Below are 18374 nucleotides of genomic sequence, written 5' to 3'. Positions count from 1 at the left end.
TATTTGGTTCAGAATGCTTATCCGTTGTTAACGAAGACTTGTCCGTTGGTTAACAAGACAACTTGTTTGGTTCAGAAGGCTTATCTATTTATGACAAAGCTTATGCGATCTTTACCACAGCTTAAGCAAAACTTATCAATACAAATCTTATGCTATTAATAGCACAACTAAGATTCACGACCCTGCAATGCGATGACCGGAAATACTGTACCTATCTCTCAACCTTGGGAAGGGATTGATGCAGAATGAACTACTCTTGATGAAGGTAACAACTGCTGCAAAAGTTTCAAAGGTTTTTTATGAACAAGAGAGTAACAGTAAAAAACTGCGATCGCTAAATATAGCAGGAGGCAGAAGGTAGGAGGCAGCAGGCAGGAGGTAAAAGTATTACTATTCCTAGCTTCCATGCTTTCAAAATGTCCTAACCTGTGTGACTACGGCTATAGTTTAAAAGACTGTGGAGGTTAATACAAGCCAACCTCCACAAAATTTAGTTTGATGATTGCTGTAAATACTGAATCAACTCTCTGGAAATAAAATACTCCCAAGAACCTTTATTAAGCCTCGACTTTTACGCCTTTCCAAAAAGCGACATAGCTTTCAATATTCTTAGCCTTCTCCTTGGCGCTGGGATAATACCAAGCAGCATCTTTGTTGACTTGTCCATCAACTTCGATAGTGTAGTAGCTGGCAACGCCTTTCCAAGGACAAGTCGTATGTGTGTTACTTTCTGTGAAGTACTCTTTGTTAATTGTGTCAGCCGGGAAATAATGGTTGCCTTCCACAACTACGGTATTATCACTCTCGGCTAAAACTGCGCCATTCCAAATTGCTTTCGGCATAACTGATTTTGTAAATAAAGTTTACATATATATTTTTACACTTCCACCGACACAACGAAATCTTACAGCTGGTCTTTGCTTGAGTTTTTGCGCCTAATGCTTATTTACTCTAAAAAATAAGTTCCCAACTCTTTTATTCTCTCTACCCAACTTTTCACTTCATCAGCCACTTTATACTTCCATTGAAGTTGAAGCACTTCTCTAGTATGAGAATCATCAAATATAACTTTATCTTTGTTTTCAAAGACTGGTGCAACGAATTCTACCTCAGCAGCCTGAGCAAACAATGTTGACATCTGACTAATACTCAAATTTTCCGGCGCAGCTAGGTAATGTCCTCCCCTAGTGCCTTTTCGCGCAGCCGCAATGTAGCAGTCTGCCAAATCATCGACATGAACCCACGCCGTCATAAAATCTGGTGGAAATGGCTGATGTCCTTGGTATGGTTTCCCTATAATGAACTGTTGAATTGCAAAATCCCAGAAACTGCCACGAGTTGGTGCCGCACCATACACTGATGAAGGATAGACAATGGAAGCGTTACCTCCATTGTTGATATATTTTTCTATCAGCACATCTTTCAACACATTTACGCCCGATAGTAAGTCAAAACATGCTAAATATTTAGGCCGTGTATAACCTCTTGGCGGAGGTGTTTCGGTGATTCGTCCGCCATCGGCAGTAATTAAAGAGAAATTTCCACTGGTTGTAATTACATGAATATCCGGTGAAACTGCTTTAGCACCGTGTAAAGCTGCTTCTAATGCGATACGGTCTTTAGCAAATTGAGCTTCTTGGGTTGGTTCTGGAGGCATGTTCCAAGCTACATTAATTACTGTTGTAATCTCATGTTTGCGAATTGCTTCGGTAACATCGTTGCTAGAAAAGTTTACCTCTTGAGAACGGATTATTTCCTTACAGAAAGGCTTTATAGTCTCAACATTACTGCTTGGACGCACAAGTGCAAACACAGCAAAATCTGGTGTCTGAGAAAACTTACGGCACAGCGCTCCGCCAATGTAGCCGGTTGCACCTAAAATCAAGATATTTTTAATGGAAGAACTTTTTTCGGATGAAAATTCTTTGTTGTCTGGCATAAATTCGTAATTTGTAATTGCTATATTACAAGAGTTTTTTTAATGAAATTGTAAGATGTGTGATTGCGGAAAGTACTGTTTATTAGCTATTTACAGTGCGCTAGGCTACGCAGTCTACTATGTAAAACGTATATTTTGCTGGAAAAATGCATTCATAAACAGTAAGGTATTTTCGATAATTGAGCTATTCTACATGTTTTTTAAGTAATAATACTTGCTTATTTTCTGCTGGACAGTACTGGCAATGAATAATTGGAGTAGATAGCGATCGCCCAAATAATCCCAGGCACTTAGCTATAAATTATACTTTTAAAAGTGATTAAGTACTGCTTAAATCACAGAAGATAATGAAACTCATAGATTTTTCTTTATCCAGGTATTTTTTCGGTTGTATATTATTACTAAGCTAAAGGAAATGTGTAATTTTACTAAATGTTTAACTTTTAATAACCGTGGAAGAATTGCTAGAAGTTGTAGAAAAAATTCTACAAAACAAGCCTCTCGAGTCCATTCAGTGGTTTGTGCTTTATCAGTCGTGGTTAGGCAAAACTTACGATGAGATGGCAGAGGGAACAGGTTATGGTAGGAACTATATCAAACAAGTCGGTTCTCAGCTGTGGCAAGACTTGTCCGAAGCCTCTGGAGAGAGAATAACAAAAAAAAATCTGCATCTAGTGTTAAGCAAATATTTGCAAGGGATAACTAGACAGCAAAATCAACCACAACAACAAGAACAACAGCTCAACACAAAATTTAGTTTCACAAGGCTTTATCCAAACTTATTTTCAGCCAACAAGATGGAATTTCCTAGTGGTCCTGTGCCCACAGGCTCTACTTTATACATCAATCGTCCTCCACTGGAAGAACTGATTTGTAGTGAATTGATACAACCTGGTTGCTTAATCCGAATTAAAGCACCCAGGAAGATGGGAAAAAGTTCACTGCTCAACCAGATGATTGCTTATGCTAAAGAGCAGGGTTATCAAATTGTCTACTTGGACTTTCAAGAAGCTGACCAAGAAGTTTTTGCTTCTCTAGATAAATTTTTACGTTGGTTCTGTATCTATGTCACTAGGCAGTTAAACCTCCTTCCCTGTCTAGATGATTTTTGGGATACAGAAATGGGCAGCAAAGTCAGCTGCAAAATCTATTTTGAAGCGTATTTATTACAATACATTGCTGAAAGTCCTGTGGTTTTGGCTTTGAATGAAGTGCAACGAGTTTTTGAACACCCAAATATTGCTCAAGACTTTTTACCAATGCTGCGATTTTGGCACGAACAAGCAAAGCAAGACCAGACATGGCAAAAACTACGAATGGTAGTAGTTCACACCACAGAAATTTATGTTCCCCTGAAGCTTAATCAATCGCCTTTTAATGTGGGGATTACAATTACTCTGCCACCATTTACCCTCAATCAGGTACAGAATTTAGCATTGCGTTATGGGCTAGAGTGGGCAGCAGACTCCCAAGGGGCAAAACGCCTGGAACCTCTACAAACAATGGTGGGGGGACATCCTTATTTGGTAAGCCTTGCACTATATCATTTATCTGGGCAAAACATGACCTTAGAAAGATTATTAGAAACAGCATCGACACCAGTGGGAATTTACGGTCAGTATTTACGAGAACTATTGAACTTACTGCAAAAAGAACCAGAATTAATGTCTGCGATGCAACAAGTAATTGCCAGCGATGACAAGGTAGAATTAGATGCGATCGCCGCTTATAAACTAGAAAGCATGGGTGTAGTGCAACTCAACGGCAATCAAGCTTCTGTCATGTGTGAATTATATCGTCTTTATTTTAGCCAACAGTTGGGAAAACACTGACGTTAAAAGAGTAAAATTATTTGTGTAGTTAGGCAAGAGGCAATAGCCAATCTTCCAGTGTCATGCTTGCTGTTTAGCTTGTCTTGCATTTAAATTAGCAGGGATAAATCAATTAATCAATCTTTTTAACATTAGTTATGGGTACGGGACATCTCTATCAAAATTTCTCCTAAAACTCTTGTTTCTGCGTTCTCTGCGCCTCTGCGGTTAAAAATCTTTATTCACCACAGAGGCACAGAAAAGAGCGATCGCTCTCCTTCCGGAATTTCTTTATGCTACACTGTAGTCAATATCAAGCCTCATCACAACTCTAACGAGATTGCACAAATGAAGTAGTACCAAAAACCTGTTGCGCCAAAGCAACAAATGTCAACAAAGAATAAACGCAACTAGTTTGACAGGGTTACTTCACATAGTCATGCACTAAAGATATTGTCATCACTACTATCCACATCAAACCGCTTGGCAAGTCTCTGCGGTTGAGTTTGTTTTGTGTCTCATCTACCCGAAATCGTTGTGAACACGCGGGTGGAAGTTTGCGAATTGAGGTTTGAAAATAATGCAGAAAAAATCAATACTATTAGCTGATAATTTAAGCTATGAACTCAGCTTAGAAAGAACTTTGTTTGAAAAAGTTCAGGTCAGTATTGAGGCAGGCGATTCCATTGCTTTAGTTGGTAACAACGGTGTAGGAAAATCAACCCTACTCAAGATTCTTGCAGGTCAAATTACACCCAGTACAGGTTCAGTTTGGCATCATGGTGTTGTTTATTATTTGCCTCAAATCTGCACTATCCGAGAAGAAATCAAATCAGATACAGTACTGAATTTTTTGATTTCTCTCTCTGATGAATGGTGGCAAATTGAGGAAATTTTACAAACACAATTCGATACAAATCTTGACCTTTCTCTACCAATTGCAAATTTGAGTGGTGGAGAATTAACAAAACTATTTTTAGCGATTGGTTTGACTCAAGAACCAAACTTGTTGTTACTAGATGAGCCAACTAATCACATGGATTTGCAAGCGTTAGAAAACTTAAAAGAGTTTCTTGGCAATTTCAATGGCGCATTTGTAATTGTCTCACACAAGCCCTTTTTCTTAGACCAGGTGACAGATGTTACCTGGGAACTTACACCTGCTGGTTTGAAAGTATATGGAGGCAATTTTTCTCAGTATCGAGAACAGAAAGAAATTGAGTTAGATGCAGCATTGCGATCGCACGAAGTCGCCAGAAAGGAACTCAAACACGCTCAAGCTACGGCTATGCAAGAACAACAGCGTGCAGCCCAAGCTCAGCGCAATGGTCGTGCTAAGTTTCTCAGTGGTAGTATCGACAGAACAGCAGCCGGAGCGATGAAAAGAAAAGCTGAAATATCAGCCGGAATTGCGAAAAAGAAACATGAAACAGCGGTAACTAAAGCTAATCAAAAACTTGCAGATACCAAGGTGAAAACTACCAAAGTAACCAGTATCCAATTAGAAGAAAAAAGCCAAAAGCGTAGAAATTTAATTGATATTCAAGGTGCAAATCTTAGGATATCAGAACGGGTACTTTTACACAACATTCAGTTGCATGTTTCTTCTGGCGATCGCCTTGCCATTGTCGGCGCTAATGGTTCTGGTAAATCAAGTTTGGTAAAGGCAATTTTAGGAATGGAAAACCAAACCGCAGTTTTCGTATCAGGTGAGGTTTTGCTTGCACCAACGATGAAAGCTATATATCTCGATCAAACCTATGAATTGGTTAATCGCCAATACACAATTTTGGAAAATATGCAAGCAGCTAATCCAAATCTCAGCTATCAGCTTTTGCGTCAACAACTAGGACATTTTCTGTTTAAATACGATGATGTTAATAAAAGTGCATCTGTACTCAGTGGTGGTGAGTTGGCAAGATTGGCGATCGCTATGATTAGTATCTCTGAAATTGACTTACTAATTCTCGACGAACCAACTAATAACTTAGATAGTGAAACCGTAGAACAAATGGTAGTAGGTATCAATGACTATCAAGGAGCTATTTGGGTAATTTCCCACGATTTAGATTTTCTCAGTCGGATTAATATTACTCAAAGTTTCAAATTGAAAGAAAAAGTCTTAGAAATGACAACCTATTTACCTAGTACGCCTGAGCAATATTATAGAGAATTACTGGCATCTAATGATGAGTGATATTTGTATTATTGAGTCTTTAGTAATACCTGGCTTAGGCTTAAAATCCAGTAATTGCTGTTTGATATTGTATTGGTTGCAACTTTTATCTTCGGATCGCACTGAGGATTGTCCGTCATCTGCAACTAAAATTTCAAGCTCTACAACAGAAGCCGCAAAGCATACAGGCAAGTTATAATTCTCTTGCGGATGAACGTAACAAAAATTTATGAGTAACCCCCTTGTACAAGCCTTTTTTGTAGGCAGAGCAGTAGCTGAAGTAGTTAATGAGCGTTTAGAGGTCGCCTTGACCGATGCTTTGAGTGAACTGGGTAAATTTGATGCTGAAACTAGAGACCAGTTGCGCCAGTTTACAGAAGAAGTCCTAGAGCGGGCAAATCGAGCAGCAGAAGCCGCTAATACTGGCCAAGCTAGCACAAGCACTAGGCAGCCCGGTTCGGCGCCAGTAGACGTACAAGCAGAGATTGATGAATTGCGAGCTGAAATTGCCCTATTACGAACAGAACTGCAACATCATCGCAGAACTTCTGCATAAATTTGGTCGTGCGATTCGTTAGTCGCTTGTACTGAGCGAACGCGAGTGCGTCTCGTAGAGAAGCCGAAGTATTGGTCATTAGTCATTAGTTTGATGCAAACGACAAAGCGTAAAGTCTGAGCGGAGGTTTCCGACCATCAGACGCCACTTGTTAGCCTACGGGTTCTCCAAAGGAGTACATGCCAGGAGACCCATCCAACGCAGTGGCTCAACGGCAGTTCCTTTAAGCGGGGGAACCCCGGCAACTGACTGCCTCAACTTTGTAACAGAGGACAAATGACATAAGGACATATAAAAAACAGTTTAGGAATCAGAGTGTCTTTTCTTGCAGATAATACGGTTGCAAACCAACGGTAAATGGAGCATATGGAACAAGGTTATTCAGACAAGGCATACCGTTGGAATCGGGAAAAATACTCCAGCAGACGGCGTTTTGTGGATATTTGGTCTTTCGTTTTGACCTTATTGTTCAGACTTTGGCTATACAACAAATCTTGGAGTTATCCAGGTGGTGTGACTGAAGTCAAGCAAACTGCAAGACGCAAATTCCAAGCGCTTTGGATTCGTAATACTTTGCTGGACTTAGGCCCAACCTTCATCAAAGTTGGGCAATTGTTTTCTACCCGTGCTGATATATTCCCTATTGAATATGTAGAAGAACTAGCAAAGTTACAAGACAAAGTACCAGCATTTAGCTATGAACAAGTAGAATCAATTATTGAGCAAGAACTAGGCAAGAAAATTCCTGAACTCTTCCAAAATTTTGAACCTATTCCTTTAGCTGCTGCTAGTTTAGGGCAGGTACACAAAGCTGTGCTCCATAGTGGAGAAGCAGTGGTAGTTAAAGTGCAACGTCCGGGATTAAAGAAGTTATTTGAAATAGATTTACAAATTCTTAAAGGAATTACCCGCTACTTTCAAAACCATCCCAAATGGGGGAAGGGGCGAGATTGGCTCGGTATTTATGAAGAATGTTGTCGTATTCTTTGGGAAGAAATTGATTATCTCAACGAAGGTCGTAACGCTGATACTTTTCGCCGTAACTTTCGTGGCTACGACTGGGTAAAAGTCCCAAAAATTTACTGGCGGTATACTACCTCTCGTGTCCTGACCTTAGAATATGTGCCTGGAATTAAAATTAGCCAATACGAAGCTTTAGAAGCAGCGGGTTTAGATCGAAAAACCATCGCTCGTCAAGGCGCTCAAGCCTATTTGCTACAGTTACTCAATAGTGGCTTTTTCCACGCCGACCCCCACCCAGGCAATATTGCCATCAGCCCCGATGGTGCTTTGATATTCTACGATTTTGGAATGATGGGGCAAATTAAGTCCAACATTCGTGAAGGACTGATGCAAACGCTGTTTGGTATTGCCCAAAAAGACGGCGATCGCGTTGTCCAATCTTTGATCGATTTAGGTGCGATCGCCCCAGTAGAGGACATGGGGCCAGTCCGGCGTTCCGTCCAGTATATGCTGGACAATTTCATGGATAAGCCCTTTGAAAATCAATCAGTAGCGTCAATTAGTGATGATCTTTACGAAATAGCTTATAATCAACCATTTAGATTTCCAGCAACTTTCACTTTTGTGATGCGAGCCTTTTCTACCCTAGAGGGGGTAGGCAAAGGCTTAGATCCAGAGTTTAACTTTATGGAAGTTGCCAAACCTTATGCTATGCAGCTTATGACCGATATGAATGGTTCTGAAGGGAATAGCTTTCTTAACGAATTGAGTCGTCAAGCAGCTCAAGTAAGTAGTACTGCCTTGGGTCTACCACGTAGGTTAGAGGATACCCTAGAAAAGTTAGAACGGGGAGACATGCGCCTGCGGGTTCGGTCTATAGAAACTGAACGTTTGCTGCGGCGGCAGAGTAATGTTCAACTCTCAATGAGCTATGCTCTGTTAATTAGTGGTTTCACGCTTTCAGCTACTATTTTAGTAGTCAAGAATTTTGTCTGGTTGGCACTGCTGCCTACTTTAATCGCAGCAGGGATTTCAGTGATTCTGATCAGACTACTTCTACGCCTCGACCGTTATGACCGTATGTATTAATTGTTGAAAAAATTTATGAAAATTAATTTCACCGGTCTTAGCGATCCGGGACTTATTCGTTCTAATAATCAGGATGCTTACTATATCGACCCACAAGGACGATTTTTTGTTGTTGCTGATGGTATGGGTGGTCATGCGGGAGGAGAAGAAGCAAGTCGCATTGCCACTAATGAAATTCACGGGTATTTAGTGGCAAATTGGGAATCTCCAAAGTCTTCTCAAGAATTGCTAGAGCAAGCTTTGTGGGATGCCAATCAAGCGATTTTGCAAGATCAGCAAAATCATCCCGAACGCGCTGACATGGGTACAACGGTTGTAGCGGTAATTTTTCGCTCCCCAGAACCGCCCTGGTGCGCTCATGTTGGCGATTCCCGCCTGTATCGCTTCCGAGAATCGCAATTAGAACAAGTAACGGAAGACCACACTTGGGTAGCACGAGCTATCAAAATCGGTGACATCACCCCAGATGAAGCACGATTACATCCTTTTCGTCATGTATTATCGCGCTGTTTGGGGCGTGAAGACCTACATCAAATTGACGTGCAACCACTAGATGTCAAAATTGGCGATCGCTTACTGCTATGTAGTGATGGTCTCACAGAAGAACTTGTCGAGCAAAAGATTGCTAGCTGCCTCCAAGAGACTCCTTGGCTAGATAAAGCCGCCATCTCTCTAGTTGAGGCTGCTAAGGAGCAAGGAGGGCACGATAACATTACTGTTGTCATCGTCTCACTCGAAGAAAATAATCCCTAGTCTTTGGATATTGTGCATTGAGCATTAGTTGTTGGTAACTGACTAATGACTCATGACAAATGCGGTAAATATACCCATCAATTTGTTCAGCCTGAGCATTTTTGCTTTTGACAATTTGATACTAATACTTTTAGCCTCCAAAGTGACCTAAGGAGGCTAGATTTCCATAAATTAGTAAATTGACATCTTGCACGTCATGAGGTAAAGCGACTATAATTCACGCTTATTACCATTTATTCCACCACCTCCTCCAACTCCCCACCTTGGAAAGTTTTTTCCATACACGGGAAGACCTGATCTTAGTTTTTCTTAACCAGGAAAACTATCGATGATTAGGCATAACGCCTAATATTCTCCAAGGAGAAAGGAGTAAAGAAGGTAAATGTACCTTTCTAGAACAAAGCAGAGCATATTTCTGGAATATGACTCGGCCGACTTGGGTGGTATATCAGTGGGATTAGGTGCAAGATATCAGAGCGGAAAAATTCCACACTTAGGATGTGGGCAATCTGTCAAACACTTGTTATCTTTCTTAATACGGAGGAACAAATGCGGGACAGATACAAGTCCAAGTATTATCCCATTTGGACTTCTGTGAACGATATCACCTTTACGCGTTGTTTTTTCGGAGTTTAGTTATGAACCAACCAAATAAATTATCCTTAGAACAGCAATTCAGCATTTGCTCATTTGCCACTCAGGTGCAGAATATGAGCCACGATCAGGCCAAAGACTTTTTGGTCAAGCTGTATGAACAGATGATAGTGCGCGAAGCAACCTATCAAGAACTTTTGAAGCACCAGTGGGGCTTAGATTCTGGTTCCACTATGGCATAGAGTCTTTCTGATGTCGCAGTGGGCGACCTCCTTCTCTTGCTTGGTTCCAACGAAGGAAAAGAGCTGGGGATGCCGGGGCGTCAACTCCGATAAACGATTCTACAATGCTGTGGCAAAAGTAAAACTCACAAAGTTAATCAAGAATCAATGAGTAAAGTCTTCTACGGCAGACTTGCTAGGCTCTAAAGTGAACTTGAGATTTTTATTCAAATCTACTGTGTACTTTAGCCAAACTTCCTCTTGTGTCTTATAGTGTGATTTTCACACCTGCGTAAATTTATACTATATTATCTCATGTACACAGGAATACCTACAGAGCAATTAGATAGCCTAACTTTTGCAGCTAGTACTTTCACTATTTATACATATAACTAGAACTGAGAGCATTATATATATTTTGTTTATAAAAATTTACAATTTTTGATTGAATGCTCTTTTTTACACATAAAAATGTAACATTCATAAATTATTGTTAGTTGGAAAGGTCGTATGGAGAGTCTGTATCAATACTTTCGAGTTTTGCCAGAATTTGAGGCTTAATCTTTTCGTATTCGCTTTTGAGTAAATTTTTACTAATTTGCGGGTCGGCAGAAGATATGAACGTGTTGCTGATTTTGACCCACTCTTGCAGTCGTTGGCGTTGGGCAGAAGCCACGCTGGAAAGCAGGATATGAGTACAGCGACTTGGTGTTTCTCGTGCGAAAAATAACAGACGGTAGTAACCTGTTTGGTGTAGCAAGCGGGCAATTTCTTGACCTAGACTGGTTTTGAGATCGAGGTAGTAATGTAACCATTTAGGACCGTGTTTGCGGTTGTAAATGACGGTAATCCACAACAGCATCGGGTGGGGAACGGAGATGAAAAGAAATTGATTATAGCGGGTACAAACTAAACGCTTTTGAATTTCCTGTTGGGGTAGCATTACCCACAAGGCTGGTAAAACCTCTCCGTTTGTATGTACGGGTTGGGGAAAGACAATATCAGCAATTGGTTTATTTTGAGGCCAGGAAATGGTGTTAGCAATCTCATCGTTTAACGAGGATATCCGTAAATCGGCTTTCGTCTTTTGCTCAACCTCAGCACTAACCGTCAATGTAGCAGGAACTAGCGCATAATTGTTCTGTTTAATTTTGCGTTTGTGGTCAGGTTGTTCTACGGAAGCTAAAACTTTCAGAATTTCACTGATGCTTTGAGGGCGATCGCGTGCTACTTTGGCTAGACAGCTCATCACCAAATCTTCTATTTCTTTTGGTAGTTCTAATCCTGGCGAAGCCTCAGTAAAAGAACGTGGTTTTTGATAGTGATGTGTTTTATACCATGCTCCAAAAGAGTGAGTTGGTGCCACCAATGGCATTTTCCCTGTGAGCATCTCAAACATCATTACGCCCAAACTATAAATATCAGAACGGTTGTCTAGTTCTTTACCCTCCATCTGTTCGGGAGAAGAATAAGCTAGTGTTCCCAAATAAAATTTTGTATGGTCGCCATCTGACTGTAATAACTTAGCAATCCCAAAATCTAAAACCTTGACCAATTCTCCAAAACTTGGATCTTGAATCACCAGCATATTGCTTGGTTTGACATCGCGATGGATAATTGGGCAAATTGTACCTTCAACTGGGATACCATCATGAGCGCACTGTAAACCTAAACTGAGTTGACGGGCCATGCTGAGAAATCTTGATAAAGGCAATCGTTGTTTGCGAATAATATTGTTTAAGCTTTGTCCTTGTAGATATTCCATGACGTAGAACGGAGTATTATTGTCATCTACGCCATAGTCCATGACTCGGACTATATGGATACTTTTTTGCCCTAGTAAAGCACAAGTTTTCGCTTCTCGCTCAAAGCGGTCTTGCAGCCGCATCTTTTCATTTTGGATTGATAAAGCGAGGAACTTTACAGCAACAGGTACACCACCCAACAAAATATCCTTAGCACGATAAACTCGACCCATTGCTCCAGTACCGATTAACTCCTGGAGTTGGTAGCGTTTGCTCAGTAAGCGACCAATGTTGGGGTCTGACATAGAAAATTCGACTCTAAAAGCAAGTTGTAGGTATTTGGGAGGAAAAGTACGTTCAAACTCATACAACAGAATTGCTGAATTCAGAATACAGAATTCCGGAATAAAACAGCCTTCATTTCCGGCTATCAAACCTAAATTCTCTACCTGACTCAGTTACAAACTGCTGTATCTGATTGTTGTGCCTAGAAATTACTTTCCAGGCTAGTAGTTAAAGTCCATCAGTGGACTAGCTTTTTTCAGTCTTCTCAAATAGGCTGAAATTATAATCTGGAAGTTGGCAACTAAGACGGTTATTACAACTAGTGCAACATCCAAGATCAAACAAGCAAAAAAGGTAAATGTATACTGACGTTTTGTAGTATTCCAGATTTTGATTATGATGTAGTTTTAGTTTGCCCAATTTTGACTAAATAAATAACTCTCAGATATGCCAAAAACCGTGATGGCAAAAATGGAAGCTTGTGGGTTAATGAGACAGAACTTCTCTTTGCTTGCGGAATGTATCTAGCAAGCTTGAAGAACGGTGGTATGGAAACTGGGTAATACTCACCACGAGCTAAACGCCCCGCTACCTCTAACAGAACTCAGTACTCAGCATTACTGACACTTTTATTCATTAGACTTCTTCCAAAATTCATTCTTTTCGCCATCTTATTTGTATCTTTGTGCCTACCCTACTAGAACGCCTAAAGGCGAATGTGTGAGACAAAAAATTATTTATGTAAGAGACTTTATGAGTTGCAATAACTTGTAGCAATGCTAAAGACTTTCCACAAAACCTTAAATCTAATAATGGTAGGACTTATCAAAATTTTAAACCGTACATCCCCGACTTATTTGGGAAGCCAGGGATATTTTTTGTGGTCAAATAATTCATTATTTATAAATAACTAATTAGTAGTTTTTCGTTTTTTTTGTATATTATAAGACATGTGAAAAACCGATTTATCTTTGGTCATATAGTATTGAATTCGGCGCTCAATTATCTTATTAATTCGCGAAATAAAATGATAAAAAAAATCAGGGTTTTTGGCCATTTGTGTTAATGCTGTTAACCATTTACCTTCCTTGAGAGGCTCTACAACTTTAAAGTAAGCTAGATTTTTTTTATAAACTGCAAGACTATAAGATAAAGCACGCATTAAAGCTGGATTTTTGCTCACAACTTCTTGTTGCATGAAAGAATTAGTGGCTTTGCAGCTTTGATTTAGACGTGGCAATCGGCTTTGATGTACAAGCGAGCCGGGACGTGAGCGGTAAAAATAATAGGGTTTTGGCTCAACAAAAAAGCGAGCTCCTTTGACTAGACATTTCATGTCAAGCCAATAATCTTGACCCATCCTAATATCTTCATCGTACTCAATACCATGCTGAAGTAGAAATTCTCGCTTGAATAAAGGCTTACTTAAACCAAGATGCAAGCCTGGTTCTCCAAAAATATCAGTTTCTATAAAATAAACGATATCAACTTGGAAAATTTTATCTATACCTTCTCCACTTTCTTGAATCAATGTACTCCAAGGAGATGTTTCACCATCGTTGATAAAATAAATATCGTCAGCAATCATGTCTGCATTTTTTTCATTTGCCAGCGACACAAGCTTTTCTAATCTTTCAAGAGCATACCAATCATCTGAATCAAGCACAGCAACCCATTCACCTTGAGCTGCTCTGAGGGCACGATTACGCGCAGCAGCAGCACCAAGGTTTTGTTGATTAACTATCACTTTGAGACGTTCGTCAATAAAACTTTTAGCAACTTCTACAGTTTTATCACTTGAAGCATCATCGACGACAATCACTTCGATATCAGTGAGTGTTTGCTCTAAGGCTGACTTTATTGCTTTCTCAATATAAGCCTCAGTATTGTAAGCAGGAATAATGACAGATACTTTGGGATTCACGAATATTGATCTCCTAACGACACCGTTACGTAAAAATACTAAAGTCCTGACGATAACTAAATTATTTGTTTTTTCCTATGTACGTTACAATATAATGCTAATGAAATTAGCCATGAATTTTTCAGGCCAAGTCTAGAATTTTGGACATTTGTAGCCACTACAGTGTTATAAGTGCATCGCTGTAAGCGGGTTTGAAAACCTAAAGGAGTTGTGAAGCAGTCCGTTTTTATACGGAGTATTCACGGCACTTACTACTGTAGAGGAGATGAGCTAACTTACAAGTAAGTTCCCTTTGTTGTAGCAGCTAGCCTTAGTTAAGAGATTTGTAATGACTGATGTAGAAAATAAGCAGTTTACATTCTTTAATATAATTTGTTTTGTTTATAACTAGTTACTTAATACCTTAGATTACCTGACGTTCTAGGCTAGCTTCCATTGTGTTAGTTAAAAAATGACCAGCCAAGATACCACTACTTAAGTAGTATGTATCTTCCGAAATCCTGTGTAGGGTTTCAAAGCCACTACGACGTTGACGATCGCCTAGTACCCAGTAACGCTGCACAATGGTATCTAAACCAATCCAACCTTCGCCTTCAACCTGCCCCAAAATATTATGTTGTAGTAAAAAAGTATACTGACGCTCTCCCTCATGCAAGCGTCCCTTGTATTGTAGAGAAATTTCCGAGCGATCGCTGCCTGGGAATATCAGCTTTGTGGCCATAGTAAACCAGTTATCTCGATTCCAAGCTACTAAGGTCATACCCTTGACACTGATTGGCATACCATTACGTTCCAACCAATTCCCTTGTATTGTCCAGCGTCCTGATTCCAATAAAAAAGTATGAGCCACCTTCTATATTTCCTGTCTCGATCGAGTGCTGCCAAGACTACAGTTATAGCAGTGCTGAGTGGGGCATTGGGCATGAGAAGAGGACACGGGGACGCGGGGACACCGAGACACAGGGAAAAATTTCTCCGCGTCCCCGCGTCTCACCATCTCTCCATCTCCTCACCTCCCACTCACGATTGATGAATTTCCCCTAAAAGAACTTCACCAGATGCCCCAGTGGCAGTAGGTAGGTTGCCAGGAATACCCAAATGTCGCCAGTAGGCTAAAACTGCAAAGGCGATTGCTTCTTTAAAATCTGCGCTCAAGCCGACTTCATCTGTAGTTAAGACTGGTATTGATGCTAATAATAACTGTAATCTTTGTTTCAAATAAAGATTACGGCTACCGCCCCCGCATAACATTACACATTGTGGCATTTCGGGTAAAAAAGTCTGGTAACTATGAGCAATTGAAGCAGCTGTCAGTTCCGTGAGAGTTGCCAATATGTCAGCAGAATTTAGTTGGTATGCTTGGGCATCTTTTAAACACTGTTCCAAATATGTCACACCGAATAACTCTCGACCAGTAGATTTAGGTGGTGGCAGATGAAAGTATTCTTGCCTGAGCCATTGGTCTACCAATGGATAGCAAGGAGTACCACTGGCTGCCCAATTGCCGTCTTGATCGTAAGTTTTAGCACCAGCGCTTAAATGCTGCACTGCCAGATCCAACAGACTATTTCCCGGGCCAGTATCCCAAGCGCGAATTTTTGAGAGCCAGTCCCCATGCCGAGCTGGAACATAAGCAACATTACCAATACCACCAATGTTTTGAATACAACGTCCTTCTTGGGGATGGCTGAGTAAATACGCATCTACTCTAGGAACTAGAGGCGCACCATGACCACCAATAGCGATATCAGCAGCACGGAAATTACTCACAGTTGTAATGCCCGTCAAATGAGCAATTAAGGCACCTCGCCCTAGCTGGAGACTGTAGCCTAGTGGAGAGTGGGGAGTAGGGAGTGGGGAGTAGGGAGTATTTTTCTTTCCTATTCCCCATTCCCCATTCTCCATTCCCCATTTTCCAACTGGTCGATGATAAACTGTCTGACCGTGGGAACCAATCAAATTAGCCGCCTGGTGACCATTTTGAATATTTTGGGCAGCTTGGGCAAAGCTAAATGCGATCGCATCATCTATTAGAGCCAATTCTGCCATTGATATGGCTGCGCCTGCACAAAGGGCTAATATTCTTTCTCTAAGTTCAGCTGGATAGGGGTATGTTTCTCCAGCTAGCAACTCAATTTTGAGATCCAACTCTTGACCGGAAATCTCTACCAAGGCCGCGTCTATGCCATCTACAGATGTGCCACTAATTAAACCGATAACACGAGTAGGGATAGCAGCTTTTTCATTCGGATGCATTGACAAATATTCTATTTTAGATTATGAACGGTAGTTTAACAGTTAAGAGTTACCAGTGTTCACCCTACTGATAGCACCTCCAACAGAGTAGAAAGCTGAAAATGTTCATCGCATTCAGATATTATCCGTCCTTTATGCTGATTTCAAGCTTTTATTAGCAATTTATCTGCTGGTTAATATTTCTGGAAGAGCGGCCGGCTTCATCGGAAGAAGTCGATATGATAGAAAAGTAGATAAAACTTAAAAAATATTTATCAAATGCTCATTCAATCATCTGGCTTGTCCAAGGTAAAAGATTCAGTCACAGAAAAAATCTTTTTGGGCAATCAACCAAATGCCGAGTTAATAGCAATTCTCGCAGTTTACTTTGTCCAAGGAATTTTGGGGCTATCGCGTTTAGCTGTTAGCTTTTTCCTCAAAGATGAATTGCTATTAAGTCCAGTTCAGGTGTCGGCCTTACTGGGAGCTGCCTTCCTACCTTGGATGATTAAGCCAGTGTTTGGTTTTATCTCTGATGGTTTGCCGATATTTGGGTATCGCAGGCGTCCTTATTTGATTTTATCGGGGATACTGGGGACTGTTTCCTGGGTGAGTATGGCAAGCATAGTTCATACTAGCTGGGCAGCTGCGATCGCGATCGCCCTGAGTTCTCTCTCCGTTGCTATGAGTGATGTCATAGTTGACTCATTGGTTGTGGAACGAGCCAGGGGAGAGTCGCAAGCGAAAGCCGGTTCACTACAATCACTATGTTGGGGTAGTTCTGCCATCGGAGGTTTGATAACAGCATACTTTAGCGGCCTGCTCCTGCAATACTTTAGTACCCATACTCTCTTTTGGATCACAGCCTTATTTCCTCTCATTGTTTCAGGGGTAGCTTGGTTGATTGCTGAGTCCCCCATTACCAAAGATGTTAAAGACACTAATCACACTAACTCGCTAACAACCAAACATCAACTGGTACAGCTACGCCAAGCCCTCAGCCAAAAAAATATTTGGCTACCAACAGTATTTATCTTCATCTGGCAAGCTACTCCAAGTGCTGACTCAGCTTTTTTCTACTTCACCACCAACGAACTACACTTTGAACCAGAATTCTTGGGACGGGTGCATTTGGTGACAAGTTTTGCTTCTTTAGCAGGTGTTTGGATTTTTCAACGTTTTCTCAAAAGCATTCCTTTTCGTGTAGTTTTTGCTTGGAGTGCTGTCCTTTCCTCAATTTTGGGGATGACAATGATTTTATTAGTAACTCACACTAATCGGCTATTGGGTATAGATGACCACTGGTTTAGTTTGGGTGATAGTCTTATTCTCTCTGTGATGGGGAAAATTGCCTTTATGCAAGTGATGGTGCTGGCAGCAAGGCTTTGTCCTTTTGGAGTGGAAGCAACATTATTTGCCTTGATAATGTCAGTGTTCAATTTAGGAGGAAGCGTTTCCCACGCATTTGGGGCATTAATCACCCATTGGCTGGGAATCACGGCAACAAACTTCGATTTGCTTTGGCTGTTGGTGCTAATTACTAACCTCAGTAGGCTGTTACCTCTACCATTTATCAGTTGGTTACCTGGTGCTGAAGAGAAAATTGAGACATCAAACGAAGAGCAACAACCTTTTTTGCCGGATTTAATGTCTGATTTAGTAGCCAGAGAACCAGAGTCAAGAGTAGTTGAGTAATATGGTACTCGGATTTGATTTCTGAACAACAGTTAGGGTTATATCTAGGAATTCATCAAGGTCTACTACAGTTTTTACACCGAATGGGCAAGTAGTACTGACACCTGAAGAAGCAACACAACAGGAAACTGCAAAAGCAGAACGTTTGGCAGCAAAATTACGGCAGTTAAATATCAACCCAGATAGAATTTAGACTACTGCGATCGCTACTAATATCAACAAATATAAATTCTTTTTTGGTAAAAAGCCCCCAATAAGTTTTCGACTTGAGGGCGAGTTTTTTCACACAATAAAATAGGAGTCCTATAGTATTAGCTTATCTATATATAGATGTGTACTAAAAAAAATTTATACTAATGTATAGAGAATTTTACTGTTTTATTTATAC

15 protein-coding genes and 1 pseudogene are annotated in these 18374 nt (G+C 40.5%); 10 read left to right on the top strand and 6 right to left on the bottom strand.

Translation table 11 applies throughout. The features are described from left to right. Positions 1-238: 238 nt before the first annotated feature. A complete protein-coding gene (locus ACM0OY_RS18140) occupies positions 239-361 on the top strand; it encodes a hypothetical protein (RefSeq protein ID WP_414570236.1) in 123 nt (40 codons plus the stop codon). A gap of 196 nt (positions 362-557) precedes the next feature. On the opposite strand, the gene ACM0OY_RS18135 is transcribed toward ACM0OY_RS18140, so the two are convergent. Beyond that, on the bottom strand, positions 558-842 hold the full coding sequence (locus tag ACM0OY_RS18135) for a DUF427 domain-containing protein (protein WP_414570235.1): 285 nt from the start codon (positions 840-842) through the stop codon (positions 558-560). Positions 843-946: 104 nt separating this feature from the next. Continuing rightward, a complete protein-coding gene (locus ACM0OY_RS18130) occupies positions 947-1939 on the bottom strand; it encodes an NAD-dependent epimerase/dehydratase family protein (protein WP_414570234.1) in 993 nt (330 codons plus the stop codon). A 446-nt stretch (positions 1940-2385) separates the two neighbouring features. Between ACM0OY_RS18130 and ACM0OY_RS18125 the strand changes: the two genes are divergently transcribed. The 6 genes from ACM0OY_RS18125 to ACM0OY_RS18100 all read left to right on the top strand — a co-directional run bounded on the left by ACM0OY_RS18125 (position 2386) and on the right by ACM0OY_RS18100 (position 10123). After that, positions 2386-3771: an AAA-like domain-containing protein gene (locus ACM0OY_RS18125; RefSeq protein WP_414570270.1), complete on the top strand. Its 1386-nt coding sequence runs from the start codon at positions 2386-2388 to the stop codon at positions 3769-3771. A 559-nt stretch (positions 3772-4330) separates the two neighbouring features. Continuing rightward, positions 4331-5947 (top strand): ribosomal protection-like ABC-F family protein, encoded by a 1617-nt coding sequence (gene abc-f / locus ACM0OY_RS18120; RefSeq protein ID WP_414570233.1) that lies wholly within the window; start codon positions 4331-4333, stop codon positions 5945-5947. 208 nt (positions 5948-6155) lie between these two features. Continuing rightward, on the top strand, positions 6156-6482 hold the full coding sequence (locus tag ACM0OY_RS18115) for a DUF6825 family protein (RefSeq protein ID WP_414570232.1): 327 nt from the start codon (positions 6156-6158) through the stop codon (positions 6480-6482). Positions 6483-6848: 366 nt separating this feature from the next. Continuing rightward, the gene (locus ACM0OY_RS18110) at positions 6849-8534 is read left to right on the top strand and encodes an ABC1 kinase family protein (RefSeq protein ID WP_414570231.1); all 1686 of its coding nucleotides are present in this window, start codon (positions 6849-6851) and stop codon (positions 8532-8534) included. A 15-nt stretch (positions 8535-8549) separates the two neighbouring features. Further along, positions 8550-9287: a Stp1/IreP family PP2C-type Ser/Thr phosphatase gene (locus ACM0OY_RS18105; protein WP_414570230.1), complete on the top strand. Its 738-nt coding sequence runs from the start codon at positions 8550-8552 to the stop codon at positions 9285-9287. Positions 9288-9925: 638 nt separating this feature from the next. Then, positions 9926-10123 (top strand): NblA/ycf18 family protein, encoded by a 198-nt coding sequence (locus ACM0OY_RS18100; RefSeq protein WP_414570229.1) that lies wholly within the window; start codon positions 9926-9928, stop codon positions 10121-10123. Positions 10124-10595: 472 nt separating this feature from the next. Here ACM0OY_RS18100 and ACM0OY_RS18095 read toward each other — a convergent pair whose 3' ends face one another. The 3 genes from ACM0OY_RS18095 to ACM0OY_RS18085 form a co-directional block, all read right to left on the bottom strand. Further along, positions 10596-12152: a serine/threonine protein kinase gene (locus ACM0OY_RS18095; protein WP_414570269.1), complete on the bottom strand. Its 1557-nt coding sequence runs from the start codon at positions 12150-12152 to the stop codon at positions 10596-10598. Between the two features lie 890 nt (positions 12153-13042). Continuing rightward, on the bottom strand, positions 13043-14056 hold the full coding sequence (locus ACM0OY_RS18090) for a glycosyltransferase family 2 protein (protein WP_414570228.1): 1014 nt from the start codon (positions 14054-14056) through the stop codon (positions 13043-13045). Between the two features lie 403 nt (positions 14057-14459). Next, positions 14460-14906, bottom strand: coding sequence for a hypothetical protein (locus ACM0OY_RS18085; RefSeq protein WP_414570227.1), 447 nt, complete (start codon positions 14904-14906; stop codon positions 14460-14462). Between ACM0OY_RS18085 and ACM0OY_RS18080 the strand changes: the two genes are divergently transcribed. Further along, a complete protein-coding gene (locus ACM0OY_RS18080; RefSeq protein ID WP_414570226.1) occupies positions 14898-15086 on the top strand; it encodes a hypothetical protein in 189 nt (62 codons plus the stop codon). The two genes, ACM0OY_RS18085 and ACM0OY_RS18080, sit on opposite strands and share 9 nt — an antisense overlap. Here the strand turns inward: ACM0OY_RS18080 and ACM0OY_RS18075 are convergent. Next, a complete protein-coding gene (locus ACM0OY_RS18075) occupies positions 15077-16312 on the bottom strand; it encodes an anhydro-N-acetylmuramic acid kinase (RefSeq protein ID WP_414570225.1) in 1236 nt (411 codons plus the stop codon). The genes ACM0OY_RS18080 and ACM0OY_RS18075 overlap by 10 nt on opposite strands. Before the next feature lie 258 nt (positions 16313-16570). Between ACM0OY_RS18075 and ACM0OY_RS18070 the strand changes: the two genes are divergently transcribed. Both ACM0OY_RS18070 and ACM0OY_RS18065 read left to right on the top strand, forming a co-directional pair. After that, positions 16571-17986 (top strand): folate/biopterin family MFS transporter, encoded by a 1416-nt coding sequence (locus ACM0OY_RS18070; protein ID WP_414570224.1) that lies wholly within the window; start codon positions 16571-16573, stop codon positions 17984-17986. Between the two features lie 26 nt (positions 17987-18012). Continuing rightward, positions 18013-18179, top strand: a pseudogene (locus ACM0OY_RS18065) (Uma2 family endonuclease); the annotation flags it as partial. Positions 18180-18374: the final 195 nt, after the last annotated feature.

The sequence above is a fragment of the Nostoc sp. CCY 9925 genome (genome assembly GCF_963920935.1).
Lineage (GTDB): Bacteria > Cyanobacteriota > Cyanobacteriia > Cyanobacteriales > Nostocaceae > Nostoc.
The sequence above is the reverse complement of the archived record's forward strand: the minus strand, read 5'-3'. Positions and strand labels throughout refer to the sequence as shown.

Coding starts and splice junctions, on each gene's coding strand:
- ACM0OY_RS18105 (WP_414570230.1), top strand. CDS start 8,550: ATGAAAATTAATTTCACCGGTCTTAGCGATCCGGGACTTATTCGTTCT.
- ACM0OY_RS18100 (WP_414570229.1), top strand. CDS start 9,926: ATGAACCAACCAAATAAATTATCCTTAGAACAGCAATTCAGCATTTGC.
- ACM0OY_RS18080 (WP_414570226.1), top strand. CDS start 14,898: ATGAGCCACCTTCTATATTTCCTGTCTCGATCGAGTGCTGCCAAGACT.
- ACM0OY_RS18135 (WP_414570235.1), bottom strand. CDS start 842: ATGCCGAAAGCAATTTGGAATGGCGCAGTTTTAGCCGAGAGTGATAAT.
- ACM0OY_RS18115 (WP_414570232.1), top strand. CDS start 6,156: ATGAGTAACCCCCTTGTACAAGCCTTTTTTGTAGGCAGAGCAGTAGCT.
- ACM0OY_RS18130 (WP_414570234.1), bottom strand. CDS start 1,939: ATGCCAGACAACAAAGAATTTTCATCCGAAAAAAGTTCTTCCATTAAA.
- ACM0OY_RS18070 (WP_414570224.1), top strand. CDS start 16,571: ATGCTCATTCAATCATCTGGCTTGTCCAAGGTAAAAGATTCAGTCACA.
- ACM0OY_RS18110 (WP_414570231.1), top strand. CDS start 6,849: ATGGAACAAGGTTATTCAGACAAGGCATACCGTTGGAATCGGGAAAAA.
- ACM0OY_RS18095 (WP_414570269.1), bottom strand. CDS start 12,152: ATGTCAGACCCCAACATTGGTCGCTTACTGAGCAAACGCTACCAACTC.
- ACM0OY_RS18075 (WP_414570225.1), bottom strand. CDS start 16,312: ATGCATCCGAATGAAAAAGCTGCTATCCCTACTCGTGTTATCGGTTTA.
- abc-f (WP_414570233.1), top strand. CDS start 4,331: ATGCAGAAAAAATCAATACTATTAGCTGATAATTTAAGCTATGAACTC.
- ACM0OY_RS18140 (WP_414570236.1), top strand. CDS start 239: ATGCAGAATGAACTACTCTTGATGAAGGTAACAACTGCTGCAAAAGTT.